Raw genomic sequence first — 26,990 nt, forward strand, 5'->3', positions numbered from 1 at the left:
CCTTATCCCCCGAAGGAGCGGCGAATCGGGGCCGCACTGCTGGTTTGACGGGTGCTGCCGCCGCTGGCGGATGTGCTGCCCGTCGTGCTTGTCGCGGAGCGATCTCTGTCCTGATTGCCGGCCATGTTGGCGGCAGGCGCACTGTTGAGTTTGTTAACCGAATCGCCAAAGCCGCCGCGGGTGGTGGTGATGCTGGACGGCGCGACGCTAGAGGTCGGTTTGGGCGTCATCGCGTCTTTAGGAACGGTAATGGGGCGCCCGGTGGCGGAACCATAGCTTTTGCCGCTGGCGTCCACATAGCTACCGTTGGCCGGGCTATTGGGGGTACGCGGGCTGAACACCGGCTGCTGCGCAAAATTGTTGCCGCCCATCAGTTTGCCCATCATGAAACCAGCCATCAACGGCATCCAGAAACTGCCGCTCTGCTGCGGCGCGGCGCTGGCCGTCGTGTTGGTCGCCGACGTAGTGCCGGCCGCCGAGCTTTGCGTACACTGACTTTCGCCGAAGGCCGCCACGCATTCTTCACGAGTGGCGTATTTGGGCGCGGTTCTTTCCGCTTCTTTCAAGGCGTTGTTATAGGTGGCGGCGCACTGGTCCTTCATGGCCGGATTGGCGCGGGAACAGTCGTCCGCGTTTTGGTAGAGCGATACGGTTTCGTCGGTTTTCTCGCAACCGGAGAGAACAAACACGGCGCCGACAGCCAGCGCGATCGGTGCGATACGGTAACCCCAGCGCTTGCGAAAACGCGCGTGGTTGATGTTTGACGTTCTTTTCATTGTTGATCCCAGAACAAAGTTGATCCCAGAGCAAAAGGGCATCGTGCCCATCATTTACATGTATTAAAACGGGTTTAAGAATAGGAGAAGGGTGAACAGATTGTAAAGCGCCGGTGTACAAGGCATAGCCTGTCTGAATGCGGCGGACGAAAAGCGCAGGGGAGCCCGTCCGGGTTCCCCTGCGAAATATCAGGGCTTGGCCTTGGCGGCGGTTTTTGCTGCCGTTGGCGTGGTTGCCGGCGCCGGCGCATCGTCGCCGATGGCGGCGGACGTCGATACCGGTTTGCCCAGCATGGCGTTCAGGTTGCGCAGGTCCTCTTCGTTCAACGTACCGAGCGCTTGCTTGAGGTTCAACTGGTTGATCAGGTAGTCATAACGAGCGCCGGACAACTGCTGCTTGGCGTTGTACAGCGTGGTGGTGGCGTCCAGCACATCGACGATGGTGCGGGTGCCGACCTGATAGCCGGCTTCCATTGCGTCCAACGAGCTCTGCGCCGAGATCACCGCCTGTTTGTAAGCGTTAACGCTGCTGATGGAGGCAGAGATGTTGTTATGCGCGGAGCGCAGCGTCTGAATTACCGAGCGGTGCGCGCTTTCCATGCTTTCGCTGGATGCTACAAAGCTGTGTTGCGCCTGTTTCACTCTGGATGAGGTGCCGCCGCCGCTGTAGATCGGCAGGGAGAAGCTCAGCCCGACCTGATTCTGGCCCACATAGGTGTTGTTGAAATTGTCGCCTACCGCGCGAGAACCGGAGTAATCGGTGTTGGTAACGCCGGTGGACGCGGTCAGGTTAAGCGTCGGCAGGTGGCCGCTTTCCGCTGAACGAATCTGCTCGCGAGCCAGGTCCTGGCTCAGACGGGCCGACAACAGGCTGAGGTTGCGGTTTTCCGCTTCTTTCAGCAGGCCGTTCACCGCGTCGGGTTTCTGCGGGCTGAAGCGATCGATATTCAGTCCCGCCAGTTGCGGATAGAACTGACCGGTCACCTGGCGCAGGGTTTCCATCGCGTTGTCCAGATTGTTGCGCGCGGTCACTTCGCTTGCCAGCACGCTGTCATATTGGGCGCGGGCGTTCTGCACGTCGGTGATGGCGACCAGGCCGACGTTGAAACGTTGGGTGGTCTGGTCCAGTTCGCGGTAAATCGATTGTTTCTGGGCACTGACGTAAGACAGCGAGTCAATAGCGCGCAGCACGCTGAAATAAGCGGTCGCGGTATTGAGCAGCAGCGTCTGCTGGGATGTCTGGTAGCTGACGTCCTGAATGCCGGCCTGTTTTTCCTGCAGCGTCAGAGCGCGCCACAGCGACATATTAAAGATGGACTGGGTCAACTGCAGCGAGGCGCTGGTCGCATTGCTGTTAATGTCTCTGCGGTCGCGGTACCCGCTGCTGTAGGTGTAGTCCGCGCCCAAACCCAGTTGCGGCAGCAGGGACGAACGGGCTTCATTAATTTTCTCAAAAGCCGCGTCTCGGTTGGCGGCAGCGCTGCGTAGATCCGGATTGGTCGTTTTGGCCTGCTGGTAAACCTGTAACAAGTCTTCGGCCTGACTTACGGCGCTAAAGCCGCCCAGACCCAGGCTGATGAGAAGTGGGAGCAGTTTCTTCATTTGCATTCCTTGTTGTGCAGCAAAGTTTCTTGGTTGCGCCATCTGGAGACGATATACCTGTCGATTCTATCAGAATCGACCAATCGAATTAGGTGGCTGAATGTGCCATCTTTTCCTTGCGGTTATCCCAAAAGCCTATTTTACTTGGCGGCTTGTGGCTGGGCACAATGCCCGGCAGCATGCCAGAGGCTGCCCCGGCAGGATCGTCGTTTCCGGGTGTCGCAAAGGCATTGCGTTAATACCGGGAACGCCTCATTCTTGCTGGTAGACTTTCCGCACCTGATTATCCGTATCGGGCTGGCACGATTGCATGATGAATATTGCACAAAACGGTGAACGCCTGTCCACGTTTTCGCCACACAAAAGTGGCTTGCCTGCCGTGTTGTTCACAGGAGTTGAGTTTATGGCGTCCTCAGATACGCATCCCGGTACTTTTACTAAACCCGGTACTTTTACCAAAGATGATGTAGAAATTATTGCACGCGAAACGCTCTACAAGGGTTTTTTTTCGCTGCAGCGCTATCGCTTTCGCCACCGCCTGTTCAACGGCGGCATGAGCGGCGAAGTCAGTCGGGAAATTCTGGAACGCGGCCATGCCGTGGTGTTGTTGCCCTATGACCCGGTGCGCGATGAAGTGGTGTTGATCGAACAGATTCGCATCGCCGCCTACGACACCAGCACGTCGCCGTGGTTGTTCGAACTGGTGGCCGGTATGATCGAGCCGGGCGAAAGCCTGGAAGAGGTTGCCCGCCGCGAAGCACAGGAAGAAGCGGGGCTGGTGGTGAAGCGTTGCCGTCCGGCGCTCAGCTATCTGGCAAGCCCCGGCGGCACCAGCGAACGGCTGGCCATCTGGGTCGGCGAGGTGGACGCCGGCGCCGCCAGCGGCATTCACGGGCTGGCCGAGGAAAACGAGGACATCCGCGTTCATGTGGTCAGCCGCGAACAAAGCTATCAATGGGTGGAACAGGGGATTATTGACAACGCCGCCTCTGTCATTGCCTTGCAATGGTTGGCATTGCACCATGAGACATTAAAAAAAGACTGGGTGGACGGATAATGAAGCGCTATGTCCCGGATTTCCCGGAAATGATGCGGCTAAACGAAATCAACTTCGCGCAGCTACGCCGCTTGCTTCCCCGTAATGAAGAGGTGGGCGCGGCGGTGGTTTATCAGGTCCATAACGCCAGCTACCGTTTAACGATTCTGGAGTCTACGCGGTATACCGCGCTGGTGGAGATCCAGCAGATTGCGCCGTCGGTCAGCTACTGGAGTCTGCCGACGCTGGTGGTGCGGCTGTATTACGATGCGATGGTTGCGGAAGTGTGTTCCAGTCAGCAGATCTTCCGCTTTAAGGCACGTTATGATTATCCGAACAAGAAGTTACATCAACGTGACGAAAAGCATCAGATTAATCAGTTTCTTGCCGATTGGCTAAGATATTGCCTGGCGTGTGGTTCAATGTCGGTTCCTGTTTGTTAGATATACCCGTGATACTTCAGATTGCAGGTGCGTTGGCCGCGTTTACCCGATTCGTTTTCGGGTCTGGCTCCTCTGGGGTCGCTGTCGGCAGCGTTCAAGTCGGCGACGTCGATTTGTCATTCACCCCGGATGTCGCCCTGCTGCAACGCGAGTTATCGAGGGTATAGATCGATTTGTTAGGCAGATTGCAAAGACCCAAGGACACTATTTGGAAAGCCTGTTGACACTTCCTGTGGCGCGTGGGGCCAGAATCAGGATTTTACAAATAACAGATACCCACCTTTTTGCCGGCGAGCGGGGAACGCTGCTCGGCGTTGATACTTACCGCAGCTATCAGGCGGTGCTGGACGCCATCGCCGCCCAGCAATGCGATTTCGATCTGATTACCGCCACAGGGGATTTGGCGCAGGATCATACGCAGGAAGCCTACACGCGTTTCGCCGATGGTATCCGCCGCTTCAAGGCGCCTTGCGTCTGGTTGCCCGGCAACCACGACTTTCAGCCCGCGATGGTGGATGTGCTGGCCCGATCGGGAATCGCGCCTTCCAAACACGTGTTGCTGGGCGAACACTGGCAGGTGATTCTGCTGGACAGTCAGGTGTTCGGCGTGCCGCACGGCGAGTTGAGCGAGTACCAACTGGAGTGGCTGGAGCGCAGCCTGCAAAGCCAGCCGGAACGCCATACGCTGTTGATGCTGCACCATCATCCGCTGCCGTCGGGCTGTACCTGGTTGGATCAGCACAGCCTGCGCAATGCCCACAGCCTGAACGCGCTGCTGGTCCGTTTCCCGCTCGTGCGCACCGTATTGTGCGGCCATATTCATCAGGAAATGGATCTGGACTGGAACGGTCGCCGCCTGCTGGCGACGCCATCGACCTGCGTGCAATTCAAGCCGCACTGCACCAGCTTCACCATTGATAATGTCGCGCCCGGCTGGCGCTATCTGGAATTGTTGCCGGATGGCGGGGTTGAAACCCGGGTGTGTCGCCTTGAAGGGAATGAATTTCTGCCAGATATGGATTCGGACGGTTACTGATGCCCACCCTGCTTTATCTTCACGGTTTCAACAGCTCGCCTCTGTCGGCGAAAGCCACGGCGTTGCAGCAGTGGCTGGCGCAGCATCACCCCCACATTGAGATGCTGGTGCCGCAGTTGCCGCCCTACCCGGCGGACGCGGCGGAACGGGTGGAGCAACTGGTTATGGAGCGCGCCGGGCGGCCGCTCGGTCTGGTCGGGTCGTCGATGGGCGGTTATTACGCCACCTGGCTGTCGCAGCGTTTTCGCCTGCCGGCGGTGGTGGTCAACCCCGCGGTGCGGCCTTATGAACTGCTGCTTGATTTCCTGGGGGATCAGCAGAACCCCTACACCGGCGAGCAATATGTGTTAGAGTCACGGCACATTTACGATCTCAAGGTGATGCAGGTCGAGCCGCTGGAATCTCCGGATTTGCTGTGGTGTCTGCTGCAAACCGGGGATGAGGTGCTGGACTATCGTCAGGCGGTGGCCTATTACACCGCTTGCCGTCAGACGGTGGAGTCCGGCGGTAATCACGCGTTTGTGGGTTTTGAACATTACTTTGCGCCGATTATCGATTTCCTCGGATTGACGGCGGACTGACTCATCCCGGCGCGGCCGCGGTGAGCGGTCGGCGCCCATCATCACTCGTATCCCGTCTGTCAGGCTGGTTAACGCGCTTTTACGGCGTTTTCACCCTGATAATCGACGCTTGGCGTTGTGCCTGCGCCACGTATAATCGCGGGATACCGTCTGACTTTCAAACAACGACAACATTCATTCTAACCATGACGCAATCAAGTTATAACGCTGATGCGATTGAAGTCCTCAGCGGGCTGGAGCCGGTGCGCCGCCGTCCGGGGATGTACACCGATACCACCCGTCCCAATCATTTGGGACAAGAGGTTATTGATAACAGCGTCGATGAGGCGCTGGCTGGTCACGCCCGTCGCATCGATGTGATTCTGCACCCCGATCAGTCGCTGGAAGTGATTGACGACGGGCGCGGGATGCCGGTGGATATCCACCCGGAAGAGGGCGTCCCCGCCGTCGAGCTGATCCTGTGCCGGCTGCACGCCGGGGGCAAGTTCTCCAACAAAAACTACCAGTTTTCCGGTGGCCTGCACGGGGTGGGGATTTCCGTGGTCAACGCGCTCTCCACCCGGGTGGAGGTCACGGTGCGCCGCGACGGTCAGGTCTACGACATCGCTTTTGAAAACGGCGACAAAGTACAGGATCTGACGGTGACCGGCACCTGCGGGCGCCGCAACACCGGCACCCGGGTGCATTTCTGGCCGGATGCGTCATTCTTCGACAGCCCGCGCTTTTCCGTGTTGTCCCTGACGCATCTGCTGAAAGCTAAAGCGGTGCTGTGTCCGGGGGTGGAAATCGTCTTCAAAGACGGCGTAAACGACACCGAACAGCGCTGGTGCTATCAGGGCGGTCTTAGCGATTACCTGTGCGAAGCGGTCAACGGCCTGCCGACGCTGCCGGAAAAACCGTTTATCGGCACCATTCCCGGCGACACCGAAGCGGTGGAATGGGCGCTGCTGTGGCTGCCGGAAGGCGGCGAGCTGCTGACAGAAAGCTACGTCAACCTGATTCCGACTTTACAGGGCGGCACCCATGTCAACGGGCTGCGGCAAGGGCTGCTGGACGCAATGCGCGAGTTCTGCGAATTCCGCAATATACTGCCGCGCGGCGTCAAGCTCAGCGCCGAAGACATCTGGGAGCGCTGCGCCTATGTGCTGTCGCTGAAGATGCAGGATCCGCAGTTCGCCGGCCAGACCAAAGAGCGACTGTCGTCGCGCCAGTCGGCGGCGTTTGTCTCCGGCGTGGTGAAAGACGCGTTCAGCCTGTGGCTGAACCAGAACGTGCAGGCGGCGGAGCAACTGGCGGAGATGGCGATCTCCAGCGCCCAGCGTCGTATGCGCGCCGCCAAGAAAGTGGTGCGTAAGAAACTGACCAGCGGACCGGCGCTGCCCGGCAAACTGGCCGACTGCACCTCGCAGGATCTGAACAAGACCGAACTGTTCCTGGTGGAAGGGGACTCGGCGGGCGGCTCCGCCAAGCAGGCGCGCGACCGCGAGTACCAGGCGATCATGCCGCTCAAGGGCAAGATCCTCAACACTTGGGAAGTGTCGTCCGACGAAGTGCTGGCGTCGCAGGAAGTGCATGATATTTCGGTGGCGATCGGCATCGATCCGGACAGCGACGATCTGAGCCAATTGCGTTACGGCAAGGTCTGTATTCTGGCGGATGCGGATTCGGACGGGTTGCACATCGCCACGCTGCTGTGCGCGTTGTTCGTGCGCCATTTCCGTGCGCTGGTGCAAGGCGGCCATGTCTACGTCGCCATGCCGCCGCTGTACCGTATCGACCTCGGCAAAGAGGTTTATTACGCGCTGGATGAAGAAGAGAAAGCCGGCATTCTGGAACAGCTCAAACGCAAGAAAGGCAAGCCCAATGTCCAGCGCTTTAAAGGGCTGGGGGAAATGAACCCGATGCAGCTGCGCGAAACCACGCTGGACCCTAATACCCGCCGTCTGGTGCAGCTCACTATTAATGAGCAAGACATTGAACAGACGCTGGCGACCATGGACATGCTGCTGGCGAAAAAGCGCGCCGAAGACCGCCGTAACTGGCTGCAGGAGAAGGGCGACAAGGCTGAACTTGACGTCTGACGCCTGGGTACGATGAAAGTTACGCTGGAAGAGATGCAGGCATTCGTAGTGGTGGTGGACAGCGGGTCCGTCACCGCCGCGGCCGCGCAACTGGGGCAGACCACGTCCGGGATCAGCCGGGCGCTGGGCCGCCTGGAAAGTAAGCTCGGCATGACGCTGCTGCACCGCACCACCCGCCGTCTGGCGTTGTCGGAAGAAGGGCAGATATTCCTGCAACATGCGCGGGAGGTGTTGCAGACGGTGGAACTGGCGGAAGAGCAAATTGCGCTGCGTCGCAGGAAGCCCAGCGGGCGGTTGCGCATCAACGCCGCCGCCTCATTCATGCAGCATTTGATCGTGCCGCTGATCCCGGAGTTTCGCCGTCGTTATCCCTGTATTTCACTGGAACTGAATACCGATGACGTGATTATCGATTTGCTTGCACAGCATACCGATGTCGCGATTCGAATCGGCGAGCTACGTGATTCCAGCATCCATGCCCGGCTGCTGGGCGCCACCCGGCTGCGGATTCTGGCAAGTCCCGCTTATCTGAGCCGTCACGGTACGCCGCTCAGCGTGGAAGCATTGAGCGGCCACACCTTGTTGGGGTTTACCCAGTCCGAATCGCTCAATCTCTGGCCGTTACGCAGCGCTTTTGGCGATTACTATCCGATCGTGCCGACAATTGCGGCGTCCAACGGTGAAATGTTGCGTCAACTGGCGCTGCAGGGAGAAGGCATTGTCAGGCTGTCGGATTTCATGACCCAGAGCGATGTGGCGGCCGGTCGACTGGTGCAGGTGCTAGCGGAAGAAACGTTAGACAGACGCTTGCCGGTGAATGCGGTGTACTACCGCAATACGGAACTGGCCAGCCGGATTGTCAGTTTTCTGGATTTTCTCAGCGAGAAAGTGGCGCAGCACCCACTCTAGTCGTAAAGCGGATGCTGCGCCGAGGGTAAATCGGCGAGGGTAAATTAAAGCGATGTGGCCGGAATCAGGCGAAAACCTGATCAAGGTGCGCGCGGTAGCGGGCGATGTCCCGCTCCACATCCGGCTGCTTGATGACGTCGTTGCAGATGAACGTAGGCAGCGACGACAGGCCGATGAACTGATTGGCCTTGTGGAACGGCAGGTACACGCCATCCACGCCGACGCCGTGGAAGAACTGATCGGGGTCGGTAAAGGCTTCCAGCGGCGCGTTCCAGGTCAGCGACAGCAGGTAGTGTTTGCCCTGCAGCAGTCCGCCGGAACCGTATTTCTTGCTGGCATCCGCGCGGGTGCGGCCGTCGCTGGCGTACAGAGCGCCATGCCCGGCGGTGAACACGTCGTCGATGTATTTTTTCAGGATCCAGGGCGCGCCCATCCACCAGCCCGGCATCTGGTAAATGACGGCGTCGGCCCACAGGAAATTCTGTACTTCCTGCTCAATGTCATAACCGTCATCGACGGTGGTGATGCGGACGTGGCGGCCTTTGTCGCGCAGGAAAGAGGCGGCGACATCCGTCAGGGTGCGGTTGAGTTCGCCTTTTGAATGACCGAAGGATTTCCCGGCGTTGATGATGAGTACGTTATGCATGGCTGATGACCTCGGGTGGCATAAATGGGCATGTGCTGTAGACCAGTCTAGCCGTCGAATTAACGAAGAAAAATGTGCCGTGGCGCACAACACTGTTGCCGAATCGTCAATAATCGTCGGTTTTGAACCGGGGCAAGGCGTCGCGGCAACGGGATGCAGTGAAGAGAGACACAACTTGCGGTACTATCCGGGCAGCTTCTGCCACCGCGTGGCTCATCGCGTAAAATAAGCGAGTTTTTTTGAACATGGCAAAACGCCACGGTTTAAGGATTATCAATGAGTGACATGACTCATGACGGCGCAGAGCGTCTTGCGCTGCACACGTTTACCGAGAACGCCTATCTCAACTACTCCATGTACGTCATCATGGACCGGGCGTTACCTTTTATTGGCGACGGCCTCAAGCCGGTTCAGCGCCGTATCGTATACGCGATGTCTGAACTGGGGCTGAGCGCCAGCGCCAAATTCAAGAAGTCCGCCCGTACGGTGGGCGACGTGCTGGGTAAATACCACCCGCACGGCGACAGCGCCTGTTACGAGGCGATGGTGCTGATGGCGCAACCCTTCTCCTACCGCTACCCGCTGGTGGACGGTCAGGGCAACTGGGGGGCGCCGGATGATCCCAAATCGTTCGCCGCCATGCGTTATACCGAATCCCGTTTGTCGAAGTATGCCGAAGTGCTGCTTGGCGAACTGGGGCAAGGGACGGTGGATTACGTACCGAACTTTGACGGCACGCTGCAGGAGCCGAAGATGCTGCCTGCCCGCCTGCCCAACATCCTGCTCAACGGCACTACCGGCATCGCGGTCGGCATGGCCACCGATATTCCGCCGCATAACGTGCGTGAAGTGGCGGCGGCGGCGGTGGCGCTGATCGATGAGCCGGATACCTCGCTGGACGCGCTGCTGCGCCACGTGCAGGGGCCGGATTTCCCCACCGAGGCGGAAATCATCACCCCGCGCGACGAAATCCGCAAAATGTACGAAAGCGGCCGTGGTTCGGTGCGCATGCGGGCGGTGTGGAAGAAAGAAGACGGCAGCGTCGTGATCACCGCGCTGCCGCATCAGGTTTCGGGCGCGCGGGTGCTGGAGCAGATCGCCAGCCAGATGCGCGCCAAGAAGCTGCCGATGATCGACGACCTGCGCGACGAGTCCGATCATGAGAACCCGACTCGGCTGGTGCTGGTGCCGCGTTCCAACCGCATCGATCTGGATCTGGTGATGAACCACCTGTTCGCCACCACCGATCTGGAAAAAAGCTACCGTATCAACATGAATATGATCGGTCTGGACGGCCGCCCCGGCGTGAAAGGGCTGCGGGAAATCCTGACTGAGTGGCTGGCGTTCCGCCGCGACACCGTACGCCGCCGCCTCAATTTCCGGCTGGATAAGGTGCTCAAGCGCCTGCATATTCTGGAAGGTTTGCTGATTGCATTCCTGAATATCGATGAAGTCATTCATATCATCCGCAACGAAGACGAACCGAAGCCGGTGCTGATGGCGAAGTTCGGCCTGAGCGACACCCAGGCCGAAGCCATTCTGGAACTGAAACTGCGTCATCTGGCCAAGCTGGAAGAGATGAAGATCCGCGGCGAGCAGGACGATTTGGCGAAAGAACGCGATCAGATCCAGGCGCTGCTGGCGTCCGAGCGCAAAATGAACACCCTGCTGAAGAAAGAGATCCAGGAAGACGCCAAAGCCTACGGCGATGAACGCCGTTCGCCGTTGCATGAGCGCGGCGAAGCTAAAGCCATGAGCGAGCATGATCTGTCGCCGTCCGAACCGGTGACCATCGTGCTGTCGGAAATGGGCTGGGTGCGCAGCGCCAAGGGGCACGATATCGACCCGTCCGGCCTGAGTTATAAGGCCGGCGACGCTTACCGTGCCGCCGCCCGCGGCAAGAGCAACCAGCCGGTGGTGTTCATGGACTCCACCGGGCGCAGCTATGCGCTGGATCCGCTCACGCTGCCGTCGGCGCGCGGTCAGGGCGAGCCGCTGACCGGTAAACTGACGCTGCCGCCGGGCGCCAGCATCGAGCAGGTGCTGATGGCGGCGGACAATCAGCGGTTGCTGCTGGCTTCCGACGCCGGTTACGGCTTTATCTGCACCTTTGCCGATCTGGTGGCCCGCAACCGGGTAGGGAAAGCGGTGCTGACCCTGCCGGATAATGCGCGCGTGTTGCCGCCGCTGGAGCTTCAACGCGACGATGATTTGCTGCTGACCGTGACAGCGGCCGGCCGCATGCTGCTGTTCCCGGTGGCCGACCTGCCGGAGCTGTCCAAAGGTAAAGGCAACAAGATCGTCTCGATCCCGGCGGCGCACCTGGCCAGCGGCGACGATCGGATCCTGTGGCTGATGGCGATCGCGCCGCAATCCACCATCACGCTGCATGCCGGCAAACGCAAGTACTCGCTGCGTCCGGAAGAACTGCAGAAGTACCAGGCCAGCCGGGGCTGTAAAGGCACGCAACTGCCGCGCGGTCTGCAGCGGGTCGATCGCATCGAGGTTGACGCGCCTGCCGGCATCGCGAGCGCCGGCAGCAGCGAAGAATAGTCCTTCCTGTGGAAGCTGGCGGCCCGTCGCTGTGTGCGACGGGCCCTGTTTTTTCGATAGGCGCCGATGCCGGGGTGGCATTTCCCGTCGGGATTCCCTTTTCGTCTTTCCCTGTACGTCCGATAGCCGCTTTGGGGGGGACAATGCGATCTGCTGCGGCAAGGTTCGCCGTGTGTTTTATCGCGAAGCCGCTATACTAGCGGCGGCTGTTGGCTAATGAGGTTGCTATGTTATTCATTCTCCGGTTTTTGGTGGTGATCGTCTGTTCTGTGGTGATCTGTCTGGCAGGGTTGGTTTACTGCTTGTTTACCCCGAAAGATCCCCGCCATGTTTCCCGGTTTGGCCGCCTGTTTGGGCGCTTGTCGGTGGTGTTTGGCCTGAAGGTGGAAATCCGTTATCCGCAGGCGTCCCACTTTGACGGTAATTGTATCTATATCGCCAATCATCAGAACAACTATGACATGGTGACGGCGGCAAACGTGGTGATGCCGGGCACCGTGACGGTAGGCAAGAAGAGTCTGGTGTGGATCCCGTTTTTCGGCCCGTTGTACTGGCTCACCGGCAATCTGTTGATTGACCGGGATAACCGCGCCAAAGCGCACGGCACTATCTCGCAGGTAGTGAAGCATATTAAAGAGCGCAACATTTCGGTGTGGATGTTTCCGGAAGGCACCCGCAGCCGTGGGCGCGGCCTGCTGCCGTTCAAAACCGGCGCGTTTCATGCCGCGATTGCCGCCGGCGTGCCGGTGGTGCCGATCTGCGTGTCCACCACTCATAAAAAAGTGAAGCTGAACCGCTGGAATAACGGCCATGTGATCGTCGAGGTGCTGCCGCCGGTCGACTGCAGCGCTTACGGTAAAGAACAGGTCCGCGAACTGGCCGCTTATTGCCATGAACTGATGGCGGCGAAAATCGCACAGCTGGACGCCGAAGTCGCGCAGCGCGAAGCGGCGGAAAAACGCTAAGTCAGCGCGAGGATGCGCGGCGTGACCTTACGGGCGGAATATCGGCCCGGGATGGAGTAAAGGATTGAATAGGTTTTCGGAGTCATTATGTCATTGAGTCGGCGTCAGTTTCTTCAGGCCTCGGGCATTGCGCTGTGCGCGGGTGCAATGCCGCTGACGGCCAGAGCCGATGGCGGGCAAAACCCGCTGCCCGTTCCCCCTTTGCTGGAGTCCCGCCGCGGGCAGCCGGTCTTTCTGACCATGCAACAGGCGCAGTGGTCCTTCTCCGGCGAGCGAAAAAATCCGGTATGGGGGTTTAACGGCCGCTATCTCGGCCCGACGGTGCGGGTGTTCAGCAATGATGACGTCAAGCTGATTTACAGCAACCGCCTTAATGAACCGGTGTCGATGACCGTCAGCGGCCTGCAGGTGCCGGGTTCGCTGATGGGCGGCGCCGGCCGCATGATTCAGCCGAATATGGATTGGTCGCCGGTATTGCCGGTTCGTCAGGCGGCGGCTACCTGCTGGTATCACGCCAATACGCCCAACCGCATGGCGCCGCACGTCTATAACGGGCTGGCAGGCCTGTGGCTGGTGGAAGACAACCTCAGCAAGTCGCTGCCTATCCCGAATCATTACGGCGTAGATGATTTCCCGCTGATTATTCAGGACAAACGGCTGGATAATTTTGGCGCGCCGCTGTACAACCCGCCCGGCAGCGGCGGTTTTATGGGGGATACGCTGCTGGTGAACGGCGCGCGGAGCCCGTATGTGGAAGTCTCCCGCGGCTGGGTGCGTTTGCGTCTGCTCAACGCTTCCAACGCCCGTCGCTACGTGATGCGCATGAGCGACGGCCGGCCGTTGCACCTGATCGCCAACGATCAGGGTTTTCTGCCTGCGCCGATGGCGTTGAATCAGGTTTCGCTGGCGCCCGGCGAGCGCCGCGAAGTGCTGGTTGATATGTCCCTGGGCAACGAGGCGACGCTGACCGCCGGCGAATCCGCCAGCATCATGCAGCGGCTGCGCGGATTGTTCGAACCCTCCACTATTTTGGTGTCATCGGCGATTCTGACCCTGCGGCCCACTGGCCTGCTGCCGCTGGTGACCAACACCCTGCCGATGCGCCTGCTGGCCGACAACATCATCGACGGCGCGGTCAGCCGGACGCGAGAATTCCGCCTCGGCGACAGCCTGCCGGGCATCAACGGCGCCATGTGGGACATGAATCGTGTGGATGTGCAAACGCAGGTCGGGCGCTATGAGCGCTGGATTGTGCATGCCGATCAGCCGCAGCCGTTCCACGTTCAGGGCGCGATGTTTCTGGTGCGCAGCGTGAACGGCGGCCTGACGCCGCCGGAGGACAGCGGCTGGAAAGACACGGTGTGGGTGGAAAATGACGTGGAACTGCTGGTGTATTTCGGCCAGTTCTCCACGCCGCAGTTCCCGTTCCTGTATTACAGCCACACGCTGGAAATGGCCGATCGCGGCTCCACGGCTCAATTGGTAGTACAGCCCTGATGGGCGTTTAGTCGCGCAGCCCTGATAAGCGTCGCCCGCGCGTCAGGCGCGGGCGCGATGTTAGTCTTGGCAATGCTAGTCTTTACGCGGCGCATCGGTGCGCGGCTGATCCGGGTCCGGTCCCAGCCGTTTGCCGCAGTCGAGCGTCGCCACCTCGCTTAACTCTTCTTTCTCCAGCCTGAAGTCAAACACCTCGAAGTTTTCCCGAATACGCGCCGGGGTAACGGATTTGGGGATCACCACCAGACCGCTGTCCAGATGCCAGCGGATCACGATTTGCGCCGGCGTCTTGCCGTATTTTTTCGCCAGCGCGTGAATCACCGGATGGTCGAATACGCCTTCTCCGCCCTGCGCCAGCGGGCTCCAGGATTCGGTCTGAATGTGGTGGGTGGTGTTCCAGGTGTGCAACATGCGCTGCTGGAACAGCGGGTGCAGCTCTATCTGATTGATGACCGGCATCACGCCGGTTTCTTCTTTCAGGCGCTGCAGGTGGTGCGGGTTGAAATTGCAGACGCCGACGCTTTTCGCCAGCCCCTGTTCCTTGAGATTAAGCAATCCGCGCCAGGCTTCGACGTAGGTGTTCTGCTCCGGCAACGGCCAGTGGATCAGATACAGGTCGACGTACTCCAACTGCAGTTTGCGCAGGCTTTCCTCCAGCGCCTGACGCGGATGCGCCTGATCGCTGTTCCACAGTTTGGTGGTGATGAAAATATCGCTGCGCGGGATATTGGTCTCCTGTAATGCTTTGCCAACACCCGTTTCGTTCTTGTAAATGGCGGCGGTATCGATGGCGCGATAACCGATGTTCAGGGCTTCGGTAACGGCAGCGGCAGCCTGTTCGTTGCTGGCCTGCCAGACGCCAAGCCCTAGCTGGGGCATGATATTGCCGTCAGCCAGTTTAACCAGAGGTTGCATCGTCATGTCATTCTCCTTGTTATGCGCTTTCTACGCCCGACGCTTGAGGGAGCCAGACGTTATGGCGGTGATGTGGCGATGAGACAAAGACGCCGCCCGAACGGCGGCGTCTGAATGCCGGTTTTCACATCAGGCGGTGCCCGGCGGCATGCCCTAAGTGTAGTCGAAAGTCAGCCTGCCGCGGTTAGCGGGCGGCTTCGTACACGCGGCGGCTGATGTCCAGCGTGATGTCGTGGTGCTCGCCCAGCGCGGTCATGCCGTGCTCTTCAAGCTTCGCCACCATCGCCGGAATGGAGCTGCCGTCCAACTGGTAGTCGGACAGGCGGGTCGGTACGCCCATCTGTTCGAAGAAGGCGCGGGTGGCGGCGATAGCCGCATCAATGCGCTGGTCTTCGGTGCCGTCGCGCAGGTTCCAGACGCGTTCTGCGTATTGCAGCAGTTTTTCACGTTTCTGGACGCGGCGCTCATTGAGCATCGCCGGCAGCACGATAGCCAGCGTCTGGGCGTGGTCCAGCCCATGCATGGCGGTGATTTCATGGCCCAGCATGTGGGTCGACCAGTCTTGCGGCACGCCGGCGCCGATCAGGCCGTTAAGCGCCATGGTGGCGCTCCACATCACGTTGGCGCGTACGTCGTAGTTCTGTTGCTCTTGCAACGCGCGCGGACCTTCTTCGACCAGCGTCAGCAGCAGCCCTTCGGCGAAGCGGTCCTGTACTTTGGCGTTAGCCGGGTAGGTCAGGTACTGTTCGACGGTATGGACAAAGGCATCCACCACGCCGTTGGCGATCTGGCGCTCAGGCAAGGTGTACGTGACTACCGGGTCAAGCACGGCGAAGCGCGGGCACACCAGCGGATTCATGAACGCCTGTTTGTCGCCGCTGCTCTTGCGGGTGATGACCGCGCCGCTGTTGGATTCGGAGCCCGTCGCCGGCAGGGTCAGCACCACGCCCAGCGGAATGGCGGTTTCGACCTGTGCGCCCCAGGTTTGCAGGATGTGCCACGGATCTTCTGCTGCGCTGTAGTGTGCCGCCGCGGCGATGAACTTGGTGCCATCCGCCACTGAACCGCCGCCCACGGCCAGCAGGAAGTCGATTTTTTCCTTACGGACAATCTCAACCGCCTTCATCAGCGTTTCGTAGGTCGGGTTCGGTTCAATACCGGAAAACTCCAGTACGTTATGGCCTTTCAGCGCGTTGATCACCTGGTCGAACACGCCGTTTTTCTTGATGCTGCCGCCGCCGTAGGTGATCAGGATACGGGCGTCCGTCGGGATTTGATCGGCCAGACTGGCGATTTGCCCTTCGCCGAACAGGATTTTGGTCGGGGTATGGAGAGTAAAATTCTGCATGGTTATAAATCCCTTGTAAGGTTACTGGTCCAGTTTGAAGCCTTGCTGTAACAGCGCAGGCAGGACATGGGGGTAATAGACGTATTGATAGTAGCTGGCGGTATTGCTGCCCCAGGCTTCGCCATCGCTGCGTCCTGTTTGCTTCCAGTGGTTAATCAGGGTGTTGTTATATTGTTCGATCGCTGCTGCCAAAGGTTCGGTGCGGTAAACCTCGTCGTGGCGGAACGTATCCAGCGGCAGGCGCGGTTTCTGGTACGCCGGTTGGTCTACATAGCCTAGCACCAATCCAACGACCGGGAATGTCAGCGGCGGCAGTTCCAGCAGGTCGATCATACCCTGTGGATTACGGCGCACGCCGCCGATTGGCACAATACCGAGGCCAAAGGCGTGGGCGGCGGTGATCAGAGTACCCAGCGCGATGCCGACATCGGTGGAGCCGGAAACGATGCTCTCGACGCTCTCGTTGGCGTGCTGTTCTTTGCCGCTCATGGCAATGCCGGCCGCGGTTTTGTGCATGTCCAGAACCAGTGTCAGGAAGACCGGAGCCTGGGCGATCCAGGGCTGTCCTCCCGCCAGTTCGGCGATGCGGGCGCGCCGGGCCGGGTCACGGGTTACTACGATGGATACCTGCTGCGAATTCACCGACGTCGGCGCCAGACGCGCGGCCTCGATAATGGTGGATAGCACCTCTTCCGGAATCGGTTTGTCCAGATAACTGCGTTCGCTGCGATGATGAGTGAGTAACTCAATGGTTTGATTCATGGGGATTCCTTGTCATGCACGGCCGAGCCATTACGTGATGGCTGGTGGAACGGCGTACATTAATGTGGATTTTATTCTCGGCTTCTCCCGGTGTTCCGGCAATGCTCATTTCTCGCTATGTATTGCTTGTTTCTGCAAAGCTTAGGAGAAAAGGGTGATTCTATCGCCCATATATGTCACTTTATTTCCGTTGTCAGTAAGAGATGAATATATGCAAAGTCCTAGCCCACGCCAGCGTTTGGTCAATCTGGCGATGCTGCACACCGCCGGCAATGGCGTCAGTCAGACCCCGATTCCGCAGGTCAAGGTGATTTACATCGACCGCCACGGCGCGCGGGCGCCGGTGCTGTACGACCCTCGCATCGTGATCGTTTTTCAGGGTCACAAGGTGGGGTACCTGGGAGACAAGGTCTTCCAGTATGACCCGGACAACTACCTGCTGATGACGGTGCCGCTGCCGTTCGAGTGCGAAAGTTTCGCCAGCCCGGAAAATCCGTTGGTCGGCATTTCCATCCGGGTGGATATCCCGATTCTGCAAGATCTGTTGATCGAGATGGGGGATGACGGCTGCGGCGAGAAACGACGTGCCGATAGCGCCGGCATCAACAGCGTGCCGCTTAACGAGGCCATCCTGTGTGCGACGGAGCGATTGCTGGAGGCGATGGCGAATGCCCGCGACGCCAGGGTGCTGGGGCCGTGGATTGTGCGTGAAATTCTCTACCATGTGCTGTGCGGACCCTGCGGCGATTCGTTACAGGCGCTGATGAACCGCTACAGCCATTTCAGCCAGATTGCCCGCGCGCTGCGCTATATCGAAAACCATTACGCAGACAACCTGAGCGTGGAGCGGCTGGCAATGGAAGTGAACATGAGCGTGTCGGCGTTTCACCATAACTTTAAGGCGGTGACCAACACCTCGCCCGTGCAGTACCTGAAGTCCTACCGGCTGCACAAGGCGCGTTTGTTGATGGTGCATGACGGGCTGAAAGCCAATGCGGCCTCCATGCAGGTGGGGTACGAAAGTTCTTCGCAGTTCAGCCGGGAATTCAAGCGCTTCTTTGGCGTTACGCCAGGCGATGAAGTCGCCAGACTGCGTTCGGGGTCAGGGGTGGTGGAGAGCAGTTGAACCGCGCATGAACCGCATATCGATTATCCGGCGGCGCGTGTTTGCTCCGCCGGTATGTTTGCTCCGCCGGTAATTGTATTTCTCAGGCCATCGCCCGTTTTTTACGCCACAACACCAGCAGCATCCCCACCAGCCCGCTGAACAACAACACCAGCGGCAGAATGCACAGCGCGGTCATGACCTGATCTTCATAGCGTTTGACCAGCGGAATCTGGCTGAGAGCGTAGCCCAGCGTGACGATACCGGTGACCCACAGAAAACCGCTCAACCAGTTGAAAATCTGAAAGCGGGTGCTGCTCAGTCCGGACACCCCGGCAATGGTCGGCAACAAGGTCCGCACGAACGCCAGAAAACGACCAATCAGCAGCGCTGCCAGCCCATGCTGGTGGAACAGGTTGTGGGTGCGTTGATGATAGTGAGCCGGCAACTGATGCAGCCATTTCTTCACCAGCCGGGTATCGCCCAGCCAGCGCCCTTGCAGGTAACTCAGCCAGCAACCGAGGCTGGCGGCCACGGTCAACAGCACCATAGTGGGAATAAAGCTCATCACGCCTTTGGCGATCATGGCGCCGGTCAGCAGCAACAGGCTGTCGCCGGGCAGAAAGGAGGCGGGCAGCAAACCGTTTTCCAGAAACAGGGTGGTGAAAAGCACGCCATAAATGACCCATACCACACGTGGATCGGCCAGCGCGCTGAAGTCTTGTTGCCACAGCGCCTGAATAATTTCATGAACAACACTCATATCGCATCCTGTCTGGTTTGCTATAACCCCTGAAGCCGCGTAAATACGCCGCACTAAGAGCCTATCCCAATAGGGCTATTTTACTTGCCATTTTGGACCTGGGCAGTGCTCGAACTCCTCACGTACTACGTGTACGCTCCGGGTTCTGCGCGCTGTCCGTGTCCAAACTGGCTGCGCCAATGACGCCTATTGGGATAGGCTCTAAGCCTGAAAAGACGAGCATCAGGATAGGGTAAAAAAGGTAAACGTATTATCATCATTGTTACTGTTCATCATATACGCTTTGCCTCACTTACCACAGCGGCATCAGGGGGCCGGAGGGATAGTGGCGTCACATTTCCCGCAATCTCCTGAAGCCGGTTTCCAAATCGGCGATCAAATCGTCGCAATCTTCCAGGCCGATGTGCAGCCGTACCAGCGTACCGGTAAAGTCGACGCCGCCTGCCGGGCGAATCGCCGCCAGTTCTTCCGGCTGATTCGCCAGAATCAGCGATTCGAAACCGCCCCAGGAATAGGCCATGCGGAAGTGGCTAAAATGGTCGAGATAATGGGCCAGTTGCTCGCGGCTTAGCTTCTCTTTCAGCACGAATGAGAACAGGCCGTTGGCGCCGCTGAAATCCCGCACGAAGAATTCATGCCCTTTGCAACCGGGCAGCGCCGGGTGGTTGACCGTCGCCACTTCCGGGCGTTCCGCCAGCCAGCGCGCCACGCGCAAGCCGTTTTCCTGATGCTGCTGCAACCTGACGCCGAGCGTCCGCAGTCCGCGGCTGGCCATGTAGGCGCTGTCGGCGTCTGCCATTTGCCCCATCAGGTAGGACTGCTCGCGCAGTTGATCCCAGCAGCGCGCGTTGGCGACGGCGGTGCCAATCATGACATCGGAGTGACCAGTGATGTATTTGGTGCCGGACTGAATCGAAATATCTACGCCAAGATCAAGCGGCCGGAACAGCACGCCGGCCGCCCAGGTGTTGTCGATCATGATGACGATATCCGGGTTAACGCGGCGCACGGCGGCGACAATCGCCGGAACGTCCTGTACTTCCATGGTGATGGAACCGGGAGATTCCAGAAACACGACCCGGGTATTGGGTTGGATTAGGCTGGCGATGTCGCCGCCGATCATCGGATCAAAAAAGGTGGTGCTGATGTTCATTTTGTTCAGCACTTTGTTACAAAAATCCTGCGTCGGTTCATAGGCGGAACCCGTGACCAACAGGTGATCGCCCGCCGAGACAAACGATACGATGGCGTTGGCGGTGGCCGCGGCGCCGCAGGGGTAAAGCGCACAGCCCGCGCCGCCTTCCAGTTCGGTCATGGCGTCCTGAAAAGCGAAGTGGGTCAGGGTGCCGCGGCGACCGTAAAACAGCGCGCCTTTGGCGCGGTTGATGGTAGCGTGTTTCTTGTCCTGCACGCTGTCGAATACCAGCGAAGAGGCGCGCTGAATCACCGGGTTTACCGCCCCCTGGGTCACTCTTTTGCTGCGCCCGGCGGCCACCAGCGCGGTGGCGATTTTTTTACTCGTCATACGGCATCACCTGTAGCTCAAACATTCCTTGCGTCTATTCCTGTACGTTATCACGGCTGGGATGACAGGGGGGCGGCTTTTCTTATCAAGATGAATATGTCGTTGATGCGATGCAGCGAATGTGCCGGGAAACGGCGCGTTAGAGGTAAAGCGTGCAGCAAAATGCGTAAATAATAATGAGAACGACTATCAATTAATTCTGGGTTTGGTATCATTTTCGCCAGATTAAAGTGGCATGAAAATGATTGGTGGAGGCACAGCGTGTATACGGCTGACAAGAATATTAACCAACGGGGATCATCAGTCTGGCGTAAGTCCGGCCGTGTGTTCGGGGGCTTTACTCATCGTCTGATGGCGTTCGCGTTGCTGGGCATGGCAGGCGGCGCATTGGCCGCGCCGACGTCGGCGCCGATCGCGACCGGCACGGCAGCGGCGACGGTTGCTCCGTCCGCGCCGCCGGGAGCCGTCAGCAGCCTGATGAGCACGGATCTGTCCGTCTGGGGAATGTATCAGCACGCTGACGTGGTGGTAAAAACGGTGATGATAGGCCTGTTGCTGGCATCCGTGGTTACCTGGGCGATCTTCTTCGGCAAGAGCGCCAGCCTGATGAGCGCCAAAAAGCGCATCCGTCGAGAGTATCAGGCGTTGGATGATGCCCGCTCGCTGGATGACGCGTCGGATATCGCCGGCGTGTTCAAGCCGGGCAGCGTTTCGCTGCAACTGCTGGCGGATGCCCGCAATGAGCAGGAGCTGTCCGAACGTTCCGACGACAATAACGGCATCAAAGAGCGCACCGCGTTTCGTTTTGAACGCCGGGTGGCGGCTACCGGGCGTCAGATGGGGCGCGGCACCGGTTATCTGGCGACGGTGGGCGCTATCGCGCCGTTTATCGGTCTGTTCGGTACCGTCTGGGGCATCATGAACAGCTTTATCGGCATCGCCCAGTCGCAGACCACCAATCTGGCGGTGGTGGCGCCGGGTATCGCCGAAGCGCTGCTGGCGACGGCCATCGGTCTGGTCGCGGCGATTCCGGCGGTGGTGATCTATAACGTGTTCGCGCGCTGGACGGCCAGCTACAAGGCGATAGTGGGCGATGTGGCCGCGCAGATTCTGCTGTTGCAGAGCCGCGATCTGGATATTGCAGCCAGTACCGGCAACGCCTCTTCTTCACCGGCGCAGAAACTGCGGGTAGGGTAAGTCGATGGCGATGCATCTGAACGACGGGCAGAGTGAAAACGGTGAAATGCATGACATCAACGTGACGCCGTTTATCGACGTTATGCTGGTGCTGCTGATCATCTTCATGGTGGCTGCGCCGCTGGCGACGGTGGATGTGCGGGTCAACCTGCCTGCCTCCAGCGCCACGCCGCAGCCGCGCCCGGAAAAACCGGTGTTCCTGACGGTGAAGGCCGATAAACAGCTCTATCTGGGCGACGATGCGATCACCGAAGCGACGCTGGCTCAGGCGCTGGAAGCCAAAACCCTGGGCAATAAAGACACCACCATTTTCTTTCAGGCAGACAAGAGTGTGGATTATGAAACCCTGATGCGGGTGATGGATTCGCTGCGTGAGTCGGGCTATCTCAAAATTGGCCTGATGGGCGCGGAGAAAGCGCGCTGAGTCGCGGTTTGCTGCCTGCACTGAACCACCGCTCCGGCGGTGGTTTTTTTATGGGCGTTTGGTTTTTTGCACGCTGCCGCGAATAAACCGAGAGCGCTGGCGGCGCCTGACGGATTCTTGCGGCTTTCAACTATTGTTCAATCACGATTATTCCAAGACGCTCCATCAACGTATTTATCTGATAATTATCTAACTTCACGCCTTCGAGGTTTGTCGAGCGCACATCAAGCTCCCCCAATTCTGAGTTGATTAAATCGCATTGCGTAAAGTCGGCGGAACGCCAGTCAAAAGAAGTAAACTCTCCCCCTGATAAATCGGAGCCGACAAAGCTGGCGCCGTTGACATTCGCGCCCGTCCAGCGGTTTTCCCAAAGCTCACACTTTTCCAGTATGACGCCCGACAGGTTGGCGTAACTTAAATTTGATTTCGTGATGTAGGCGCTGCAAAACCATGTGCGGGCGGTAATCCTGTTCATGAAGCTGGCGTCCCGGAAGTCAGCGCCCTGCGCCCGGCAGTCGCGTATTTCAATGCCCAGAGCCTTCACCGAGCGGAAATTGCACAGCGACAAATCACAGTTTTTAAAGCTGGCGTCTTTCAATGTCGCTCTATAAAAATTACAGCCCATTTGGCTTTCTTGATCGAAAAACTGGCAGTCCAAAAACTGAGTATCAGTTAAATCGCAGCCGGCAAAGTCGCAATTATGGAATTTACAGTTTTCGACGCGCTGATGGGTGAAGCGATCCGCACTAAACTTTTGCTCTTCAAAGGTCTGGGCATTCATTATCACACCTGTAAATATAACCAGTTGTCGGTTATCTTACCGGTCGCCAGCCTCGCAAGCTACTTTTTGTCGCGCTTCTCTTTTTGTCGCGCTTCTCTTTTTGTCACGCTATCTCTTCAGTGAGGTCTTTCAGATGCATCGCCTTCAGGCGCGGGAGTCCGGGTGACGCCAGTGCAGGCGGGTCGGCACATACACGCGGCTTTCCTGCAACGGTTGCCCTTCAATCAGCGCGTTGATCATCTCGAAGCTGTTGCGCGCCAGCGTCTCGCAATCCTGCGCCACGGTATCGATCTTCATCGGCAGGCAATCAAACAGGTAGTGATCGTCAAAACTGCACAACCGCATGTCGCAGTCCATCAGGTTGTGCTGATTCAGGTAGCGCAGCACCCCTTCCAGCAGGCCGCAGGCGGCGGTAAACAGCGCCCTGGGCGGGCGGCCGAGGCGGGCGCACAGTTGGGCGAACATCTCGTAACCGGCGCTGGAATGATAGTTGCCGTGGATAATCCATTCCGGGCGGCACTCGACGCCGGCGCGCTCCAGCCCGAGCTGAAAACCAGCCAATCGATCGCGGGTGGGGGAAATGCGCGGCTGACCGCCGATGAAATAGAATTCGTCCGGATGCTGACGGGCGATGTTTTCCACCAGCGTGGCGGTCGATTCCACCGCCTCGGAGACCACCATCGGCAGGTCGGACTCGCCGATCACCCGGTCGAACTGCAATACCGGCAACTGCTGGTTAATCTTCTGGTATTCGACATCGCTCAGCATGCTGGACGCGACGATCAGGCCATCCACCTGACGCTGAATCAGGCTGTTGACCGCCATCATTTCCTGGCTGGCGTTCTCATCGGTACAGGCAATCAGCAATTGCAACCCGGCTTCCCGGCACAGGCACTCCAGTTCGCGGGAGATCACCGCAAAACCGTAGTTGGTCATTTCCGGCACCACCAGCCCCAGCGTGTTGCTGCGGCTGGAGCGCAAAGAGCGGGCGTGGATGCTGGGTTGATAGCGTTGCTGCTGCGCCAGCGCCAGCACCCGGTCACGGGTTTCGTCCGAAACGCGGAACTCTTTGCTGCGGCCATTGAGAACCAGACTGGCGGTGGATTTGGATACTCCCGCCAGTCGTGCGATGTCGCTGATTGTGACGCGTTTGGTCTGTTTCACCGTGGTATCTTTAGAGAACAATGTGCCTTTAATGGCATGAAAAGGAACCTTATTCTATCACGCACGGTGCCAACAGCCAGTGTTGCAACGTGATGCGACCCGAGCCGCTGAAGCTGACCATGGCGTCGCTGGTGGGGAAATAGCGTGATGACATCACCGCCTGCCCGTGGTTGATAAAAATTTCCACGCTGGAGCGGTCGCACAGAATCTGCAAGTGGTGCAGCGGGCCGTCATGCCAGTAACGGTGTTCCGGCTCGTTGGTGCGGCGATTGCGACGGCTCAGGGTCAGGCGTTCGCCGTCCCAGCACAGCACCATCACCCCGGCGAAGTTGATCTGAAATTCGCCCTGTGTGTCCAGCATGAGTTCCACGCTGCTGGCGGGCAGCGCGGGCGCGTAGTTAGCGACGCCCTGCCACAGATGTTCCAGATGACGCAGGCTTTGCAGCTCGCGCGCCGGTTGCTGATAAACCCGATCATCGCGCAGCGTCAGTTCGCGCGGGCAGGTCATGGTATGGATCCAGCCGTGCGTGATTGTCGGTTGAAAGAATTCGTCCTGATCCGGCACGCCCATCCAGCCGAACAGCAGACGGCGGCCATCTTCGCTCTGCGTGGTTTGCGGCGCGTAAAATTCGAAGCCCAGATCCAGTTCGTGGAACGCCTGATGGGGGAAACTGCCGTTGTCGTAGTCGAGCGAACCGATGAAATAACCGGACTGATGGGTATTCAGGTAGCGCTCTTCTTCGGCAGGCAGCCCTTGCGGACAGCAGATCAACACCTCTTGGTTTTCTAGTGCGAACAGGTCCGGGCATTCCCACATGTAACCGAAATCGCCCAGCCCGTTGAGGCGGGAGCCGGCGATTTCACCCAGAGAATGCCATTGCAGCAGGTCGGATGACCGATACAGCAGCACTTTGCCCTGTAAATCCACATCCTGTGCGCCCAGCACCATGTACCAGTTGTCCTGATGACGCCAGACCTTCGGGTCGCGGACGTGGCCGGTGTACCCTTCCGGCAATGACAGCACCGGGCCGGCCTTGTCGAATTCGCCGTCGTCGTTGGCGCGCGCCAGGCACTGATACGCGGTGCGTGAGCCGTCGTCGTATTTCACGTTGCCGGTATAAATCAGCGCCAGAGCGTCGTTGTCCACCACGGCGGAGCCAGAGTAGCAGCCGTGGCTTTCATAGCTTTCTGATGGCACCAGTGCCACCGGTTCGTGACGCCAGTGCACCAGATCGGCGGAGCTCCAGTGCCCCCAGAACTTGGCGCCGTGGGCGCAGGCCTGCGGATTCCACTGATAAAACAGATGGTAACGCCCCTTATGCTGCACGAACCCATTCGGATCGTTCAGCAGCCCGACCAGCGGCGACAGGTGCCACTGCGGACGATGCGGGTCATAGGTTTGCCGTGACGGTCCGGACATCAGGGCGTAGGCCATGCGTTTTAACAGATGGATTTCCTTCATTATGCGTTGTCCGTTTTGTATTTCAGCAACAGAGAGATCAGGAAGGCTGCGCCAAAGGCGATCAACATGCCAATCAGATAATTCAGGATTGAGCCTGCCTGTACGATGGCAAGGCCCGGAATGCCGGTCAGCCCGACCGCCGTCATGTTGACGTGGTTGGCGACGACCCAGGCGCCGCCCAGCGCGCCGCCCGCCAGCCCGGCCAGAAACGGTTTGATGAAGCGCAGGTTAATCCCGAAGATTGCCGCTTCGGTAATGCCGAGCAGACAGGAAAGCGACGACGGCACGGCGATGGCTCTGATTTTAGCGTCGCGGGTTTTGAAGTACACCGCCAGACAGGCGCCGCCCTGCGCTACGTTAGCCATCGCCCAGATCGGCAGCAGGAAGTTGACGCCGATGGACGGGTTGCCCAGCAGCCCGGCTTCAATAGCATGGAAGCTGTGGTGCACGCCGGTGATGACGATAGCCGAATAAAGCCCGCCGAACAGCAGCCCGGCCAGCCAGCCGGCGTGGGCAATCAGGGTGCTCAGTACTAAGGAAATGCCGTCGCCCAGCATACGGCCCGCCGGGCCAATCACCAGCATGGCGACGAAGCCGGAAATGATCACGGTCAGGAACGGCGTCACGATGATATCCAGCGCGTTCGGCACCACCTTGCGCAGGCGCTTTTCCACCAGACTCATGAACCAGACCGCCAGCAATACCGGGAACACGGTGCCCTGATAGCCGATCATGGCGAATTCCAGACCGAACAGGTGCATGGTCTTGAAACCGCCGGCTACGCCCCAGGCGTTGGTCAGCGCCGGGTGGGTGAGGATGCCGCCCAGCGTCGCGCCCAGATAAGGGTTGCCGCCGAATTCACGCGCGGCGGTAAAGCCGATCAGAATCGGCAGAATGATGAAAGCGGCGGAGCTGAACATATCCAGCATCACGAAAATGGCGCTGCCGGCGTCGACCCAGCCGTAGGTCTTGATCATGCCGAGCAGGCCCATCAGCAGGCCGGAGGCGACAATCGCCGGGATAATCGGCACGAAAATGTTCGACAGTAAGCGCGCCAGCCGTTGCAGCGGATTGAGCTTTTGCGCCGCCAGCGTGGCGGTTTCGGCGGTGCTGGTTTCGCTGATGCCGGCGGCCTTGATGAACTCGGCGTAGACCTTGTTCACCAGCCCGGAGCCAAAAATGATCTGCATCTGGCCGGCATTCTGGAAACACCCTTTGACGCCCTCGACGCTTTCGATGGCGGTTTTATCGGCCAGGCTGTCATCGTTGAGCACCAGCCGCAGGCGGGTGGCGCAGTGCGCGGCGCTGGCGATATTTTCCCTGCCGCCCAGCAAGGGAATCAGGGATGCCGCAGTGGCATGAATATCCATAGTATTCCTCTTTTATCAATAACAGGTGTGCGGTCACCCGTCACCGGTA

24 protein-coding genes are annotated in these 26,990 nt (G+C 59.0%); 12 read left to right on the forward strand and 12 right to left on the reverse strand.

All coding sequences use genetic code 11. The annotated features are described in order from the left end of the window. Positions 1-2 precede the first annotated feature (2 nt). The gene (locus tag DXXMK7_RS01795) at positions 3-776 is read right to left on the reverse strand and encodes a DUF1190 family protein (protein WP_038917583.1); all 774 of its coding nucleotides are present in this window, start codon (positions 774-776) and stop codon (positions 3-5) included. Positions 777-965: 189 nt separating this feature from the next. Beyond that, positions 966-2,378, reverse strand: coding sequence for an outer membrane channel protein TolC (gene tolC, locus DXXMK7_RS01800; protein WP_038917584.1), 1,413 nt, complete (start codon positions 2,376-2,378; stop codon positions 966-968). A gap of 403 nt (positions 2,379-2,781) precedes the next feature. On the opposite strand from tolC, the gene nudF reads away from it, so the two are divergent. The 6 genes from nudF to DXXMK7_RS01830 all read left to right on the forward strand — a co-directional run bounded on the left by nudF (position 2,782) and on the right by DXXMK7_RS01830 (position 8,464). Further along, on the forward strand, positions 2,782-3,435 hold the full coding sequence (gene nudF / locus DXXMK7_RS01805; RefSeq protein WP_038663080.1) for an ADP-ribose diphosphatase: 654 nt from the start codon (positions 2,782-2,784) through the stop codon (positions 3,433-3,435). Next, positions 3,435-3,857: a DUF1249 family protein gene (locus DXXMK7_RS01810; RefSeq protein WP_188726099.1), complete on the forward strand. Its 423-nt coding sequence runs from the start codon at positions 3,435-3,437 to the stop codon at positions 3,855-3,857. The genes nudF and DXXMK7_RS01810 overlap by 1 nt, the downstream gene beginning before the upstream one ends. 208 nt (positions 3,858-4,065) lie before the next feature. Next, entirely contained in the window at positions 4,066-4,893 is an 828-nt protein-coding gene (cpdA, locus tag DXXMK7_RS01815) for a 3',5'-cyclic-AMP phosphodiesterase (RefSeq protein ID WP_038917585.1), read from the forward strand. After that, positions 4,893-5,474 carry an esterase YqiA gene (gene yqiA, locus DXXMK7_RS01820; RefSeq protein ID WP_038917587.1) on the forward strand — a complete coding sequence of 194 codons (582 nt, stop codon included), beginning with the start codon at positions 4,893-4,895 and terminating at the stop codon, positions 5,472-5,474. The genes cpdA and yqiA overlap by 1 nt, the downstream gene beginning before the upstream one ends. 185 nt (positions 5,475-5,659) lie before the next feature. Next, on the forward strand, positions 5,660-7,555 hold the full coding sequence (gene parE / locus DXXMK7_RS01825) for a DNA topoisomerase IV subunit B (RefSeq protein WP_038917588.1): 1,896 nt from the start codon (positions 5,660-5,662) through the stop codon (positions 7,553-7,555). A 12-nt stretch (positions 7,556-7,567) separates the two neighbouring features. Then, positions 7,568-8,464: a LysR substrate-binding domain-containing protein gene (locus tag DXXMK7_RS01830; protein WP_038917589.1), complete on the forward strand. Its 897-nt coding sequence runs from the start codon at positions 7,568-7,570 to the stop codon at positions 8,462-8,464. A gap of 64 nt (positions 8,465-8,528) precedes the next feature. Here the strand turns inward: DXXMK7_RS01830 and DXXMK7_RS01835 are convergent, their stop codons facing one another. Next, the gene (locus DXXMK7_RS01835; protein WP_038917590.1) at positions 8,529-9,110 is read right to left on the reverse strand and encodes an NAD(P)H-dependent oxidoreductase; all 582 of its coding nucleotides are present in this window, start codon (positions 9,108-9,110) and stop codon (positions 8,529-8,531) included. Positions 9,111-9,386: 276 nt separating this feature from the next. Here DXXMK7_RS01835 and parC point away from each other — a divergent pair, with 276 nt between their 5' ends. The 3 genes from parC to ftsP all read left to right on the forward strand — a co-directional run bounded on the left by parC (position 9,387) and on the right by ftsP (position 14,125). Further along, positions 9,387-11,663, forward strand: coding sequence for a DNA topoisomerase IV subunit A (gene parC, locus DXXMK7_RS01840; RefSeq protein WP_038917592.1), 2,277 nt, complete (start codon positions 9,387-9,389; stop codon positions 11,661-11,663). Between the two features lie 227 nt (positions 11,664-11,890). Beyond that, on the forward strand, positions 11,891-12,628 hold the full coding sequence (locus DXXMK7_RS01845) for a 1-acylglycerol-3-phosphate O-acyltransferase (protein ID WP_038917593.1): 738 nt from the start codon (positions 11,891-11,893) through the stop codon (positions 12,626-12,628). A gap of 87 nt (positions 12,629-12,715) precedes the next feature. Further along, entirely contained in the window at positions 12,716-14,125 is a 1,410-nt protein-coding gene (ftsP, locus tag DXXMK7_RS01850) for a cell division protein FtsP (protein ID WP_038917594.1), read from the forward strand. Positions 14,126-14,200: 75 nt separating this feature from the next. Here the strand turns inward: ftsP and dkgA are convergent, their stop codons facing one another. The 3 genes from dkgA to DXXMK7_RS01865 form a co-directional block, all read right to left on the reverse strand. After that, entirely contained in the window at positions 14,201-15,046 is an 846-nt protein-coding gene (gene dkgA, locus DXXMK7_RS01855) for a 2,5-didehydrogluconate reductase DkgA (protein ID WP_038917595.1), read from the reverse strand. 178 nt (positions 15,047-15,224) lie between these two features. Then, a complete protein-coding gene (gene yqhD, locus DXXMK7_RS01860; RefSeq protein WP_038917596.1) occupies positions 15,225-16,388 on the reverse strand; it encodes an alcohol dehydrogenase in 1,164 nt (387 codons plus the stop codon). A gap of 21 nt (positions 16,389-16,409) precedes the next feature. Continuing rightward, positions 16,410-17,150 (reverse strand): NADPH-dependent oxidoreductase, encoded by a 741-nt coding sequence (locus DXXMK7_RS01865; RefSeq protein WP_038917597.1) that lies wholly within the window; start codon positions 17,148-17,150, stop codon positions 16,410-16,412. 211 nt (positions 17,151-17,361) lie between these two features. On the opposite strand from DXXMK7_RS01865, the gene DXXMK7_RS01870 reads away from it, so the two are divergent. Next, positions 17,362-18,276 (forward strand): AraC family transcriptional regulator, encoded by a 915-nt coding sequence (locus tag DXXMK7_RS01870; RefSeq protein WP_038917598.1) that lies wholly within the window; start codon positions 17,362-17,364, stop codon positions 18,274-18,276. A gap of 82 nt (positions 18,277-18,358) precedes the next feature. Here DXXMK7_RS01870 and DXXMK7_RS01875 read toward each other — a convergent pair whose 3' ends face one another. Together DXXMK7_RS01875 and metC are read right to left on the reverse strand one after the other, a co-directional pair. After that, the gene (locus DXXMK7_RS01875; protein ID WP_038917599.1) at positions 18,359-19,018 is read right to left on the reverse strand and encodes a DedA family protein; all 660 of its coding nucleotides are present in this window, start codon (positions 19,016-19,018) and stop codon (positions 18,359-18,361) included. Positions 19,019-19,349: 331 nt separating this feature from the next. Next, complete coding sequence (gene metC, locus DXXMK7_RS01880) at positions 19,350-20,543, reverse strand: cystathionine beta-lyase (RefSeq protein ID WP_038917600.1); 1,194 nt, start codon at positions 20,541-20,543, stop codon at positions 19,350-19,352. A gap of 261 nt (positions 20,544-20,804) precedes the next feature. Between metC and exbB the strand changes: the two genes are divergently transcribed. Together exbB and exbD are read left to right on the forward strand one after the other, a co-directional pair. Further along, a complete protein-coding gene (gene exbB / locus DXXMK7_RS01885) occupies positions 20,805-21,740 on the forward strand; it encodes a tol-pal system-associated acyl-CoA thioesterase (protein WP_072093960.1) in 936 nt (311 codons plus the stop codon). 4 nt (positions 21,741-21,744) lie between these two features. Continuing rightward, positions 21,745-22,164: a TonB system transport protein ExbD gene (exbD, locus tag DXXMK7_RS01890; RefSeq protein ID WP_038663030.1), complete on the forward strand. Its 420-nt coding sequence runs from the start codon at positions 21,745-21,747 to the stop codon at positions 22,162-22,164. Between the two features lie 130 nt (positions 22,165-22,294). On the opposite strand, the gene DXXMK7_RS01895 is transcribed toward exbD, so the two are convergent. From DXXMK7_RS01895 to DXXMK7_RS01910, 4 genes are all read right to left on the reverse strand, one after another. Continuing rightward, positions 22,295-22,945 carry a Qnr family pentapeptide repeat protein gene (locus tag DXXMK7_RS01895; protein ID WP_038917601.1) on the reverse strand — a complete coding sequence of 217 codons (651 nt, stop codon included), beginning with the start codon at positions 22,943-22,945 and terminating at the stop codon, positions 22,295-22,297. Positions 22,946-23,089: 144 nt separating this feature from the next. Next, a complete protein-coding gene (locus tag DXXMK7_RS01900; protein WP_038920772.1) occupies positions 23,090-24,109 on the reverse strand; it encodes a substrate-binding domain-containing protein in 1,020 nt (339 codons plus the stop codon). Between the two features lie 49 nt (positions 24,110-24,158). Continuing rightward, positions 24,159-25,571 carry a sucrose-6-phosphate hydrolase gene (locus DXXMK7_RS01905; protein WP_038917603.1) on the reverse strand — a complete coding sequence of 471 codons (1,413 nt, stop codon included), beginning with the start codon at positions 25,569-25,571 and terminating at the stop codon, positions 24,159-24,161. Further along, entirely contained in the window at positions 25,571-26,941 is a 1,371-nt protein-coding gene (locus tag DXXMK7_RS01910) for a sucrose-specific PTS transporter subunit IIBC (RefSeq protein ID WP_038663021.1), read from the reverse strand. Before DXXMK7_RS01910 ends, DXXMK7_RS01905 begins: the two co-directional genes overlap by 1 nt. Positions 26,942-26,990 lie beyond the last annotated feature (49 nt).

The sequence above is a fragment of the Dickeya sp. MK7 genome (assembly GCF_000406305.1).
GTDB classification, from domain to species: domain Bacteria; phylum Pseudomonadota; class Gammaproteobacteria; order Enterobacterales; family Enterobacteriaceae; genus Dickeya; species Dickeya fangzhongdai.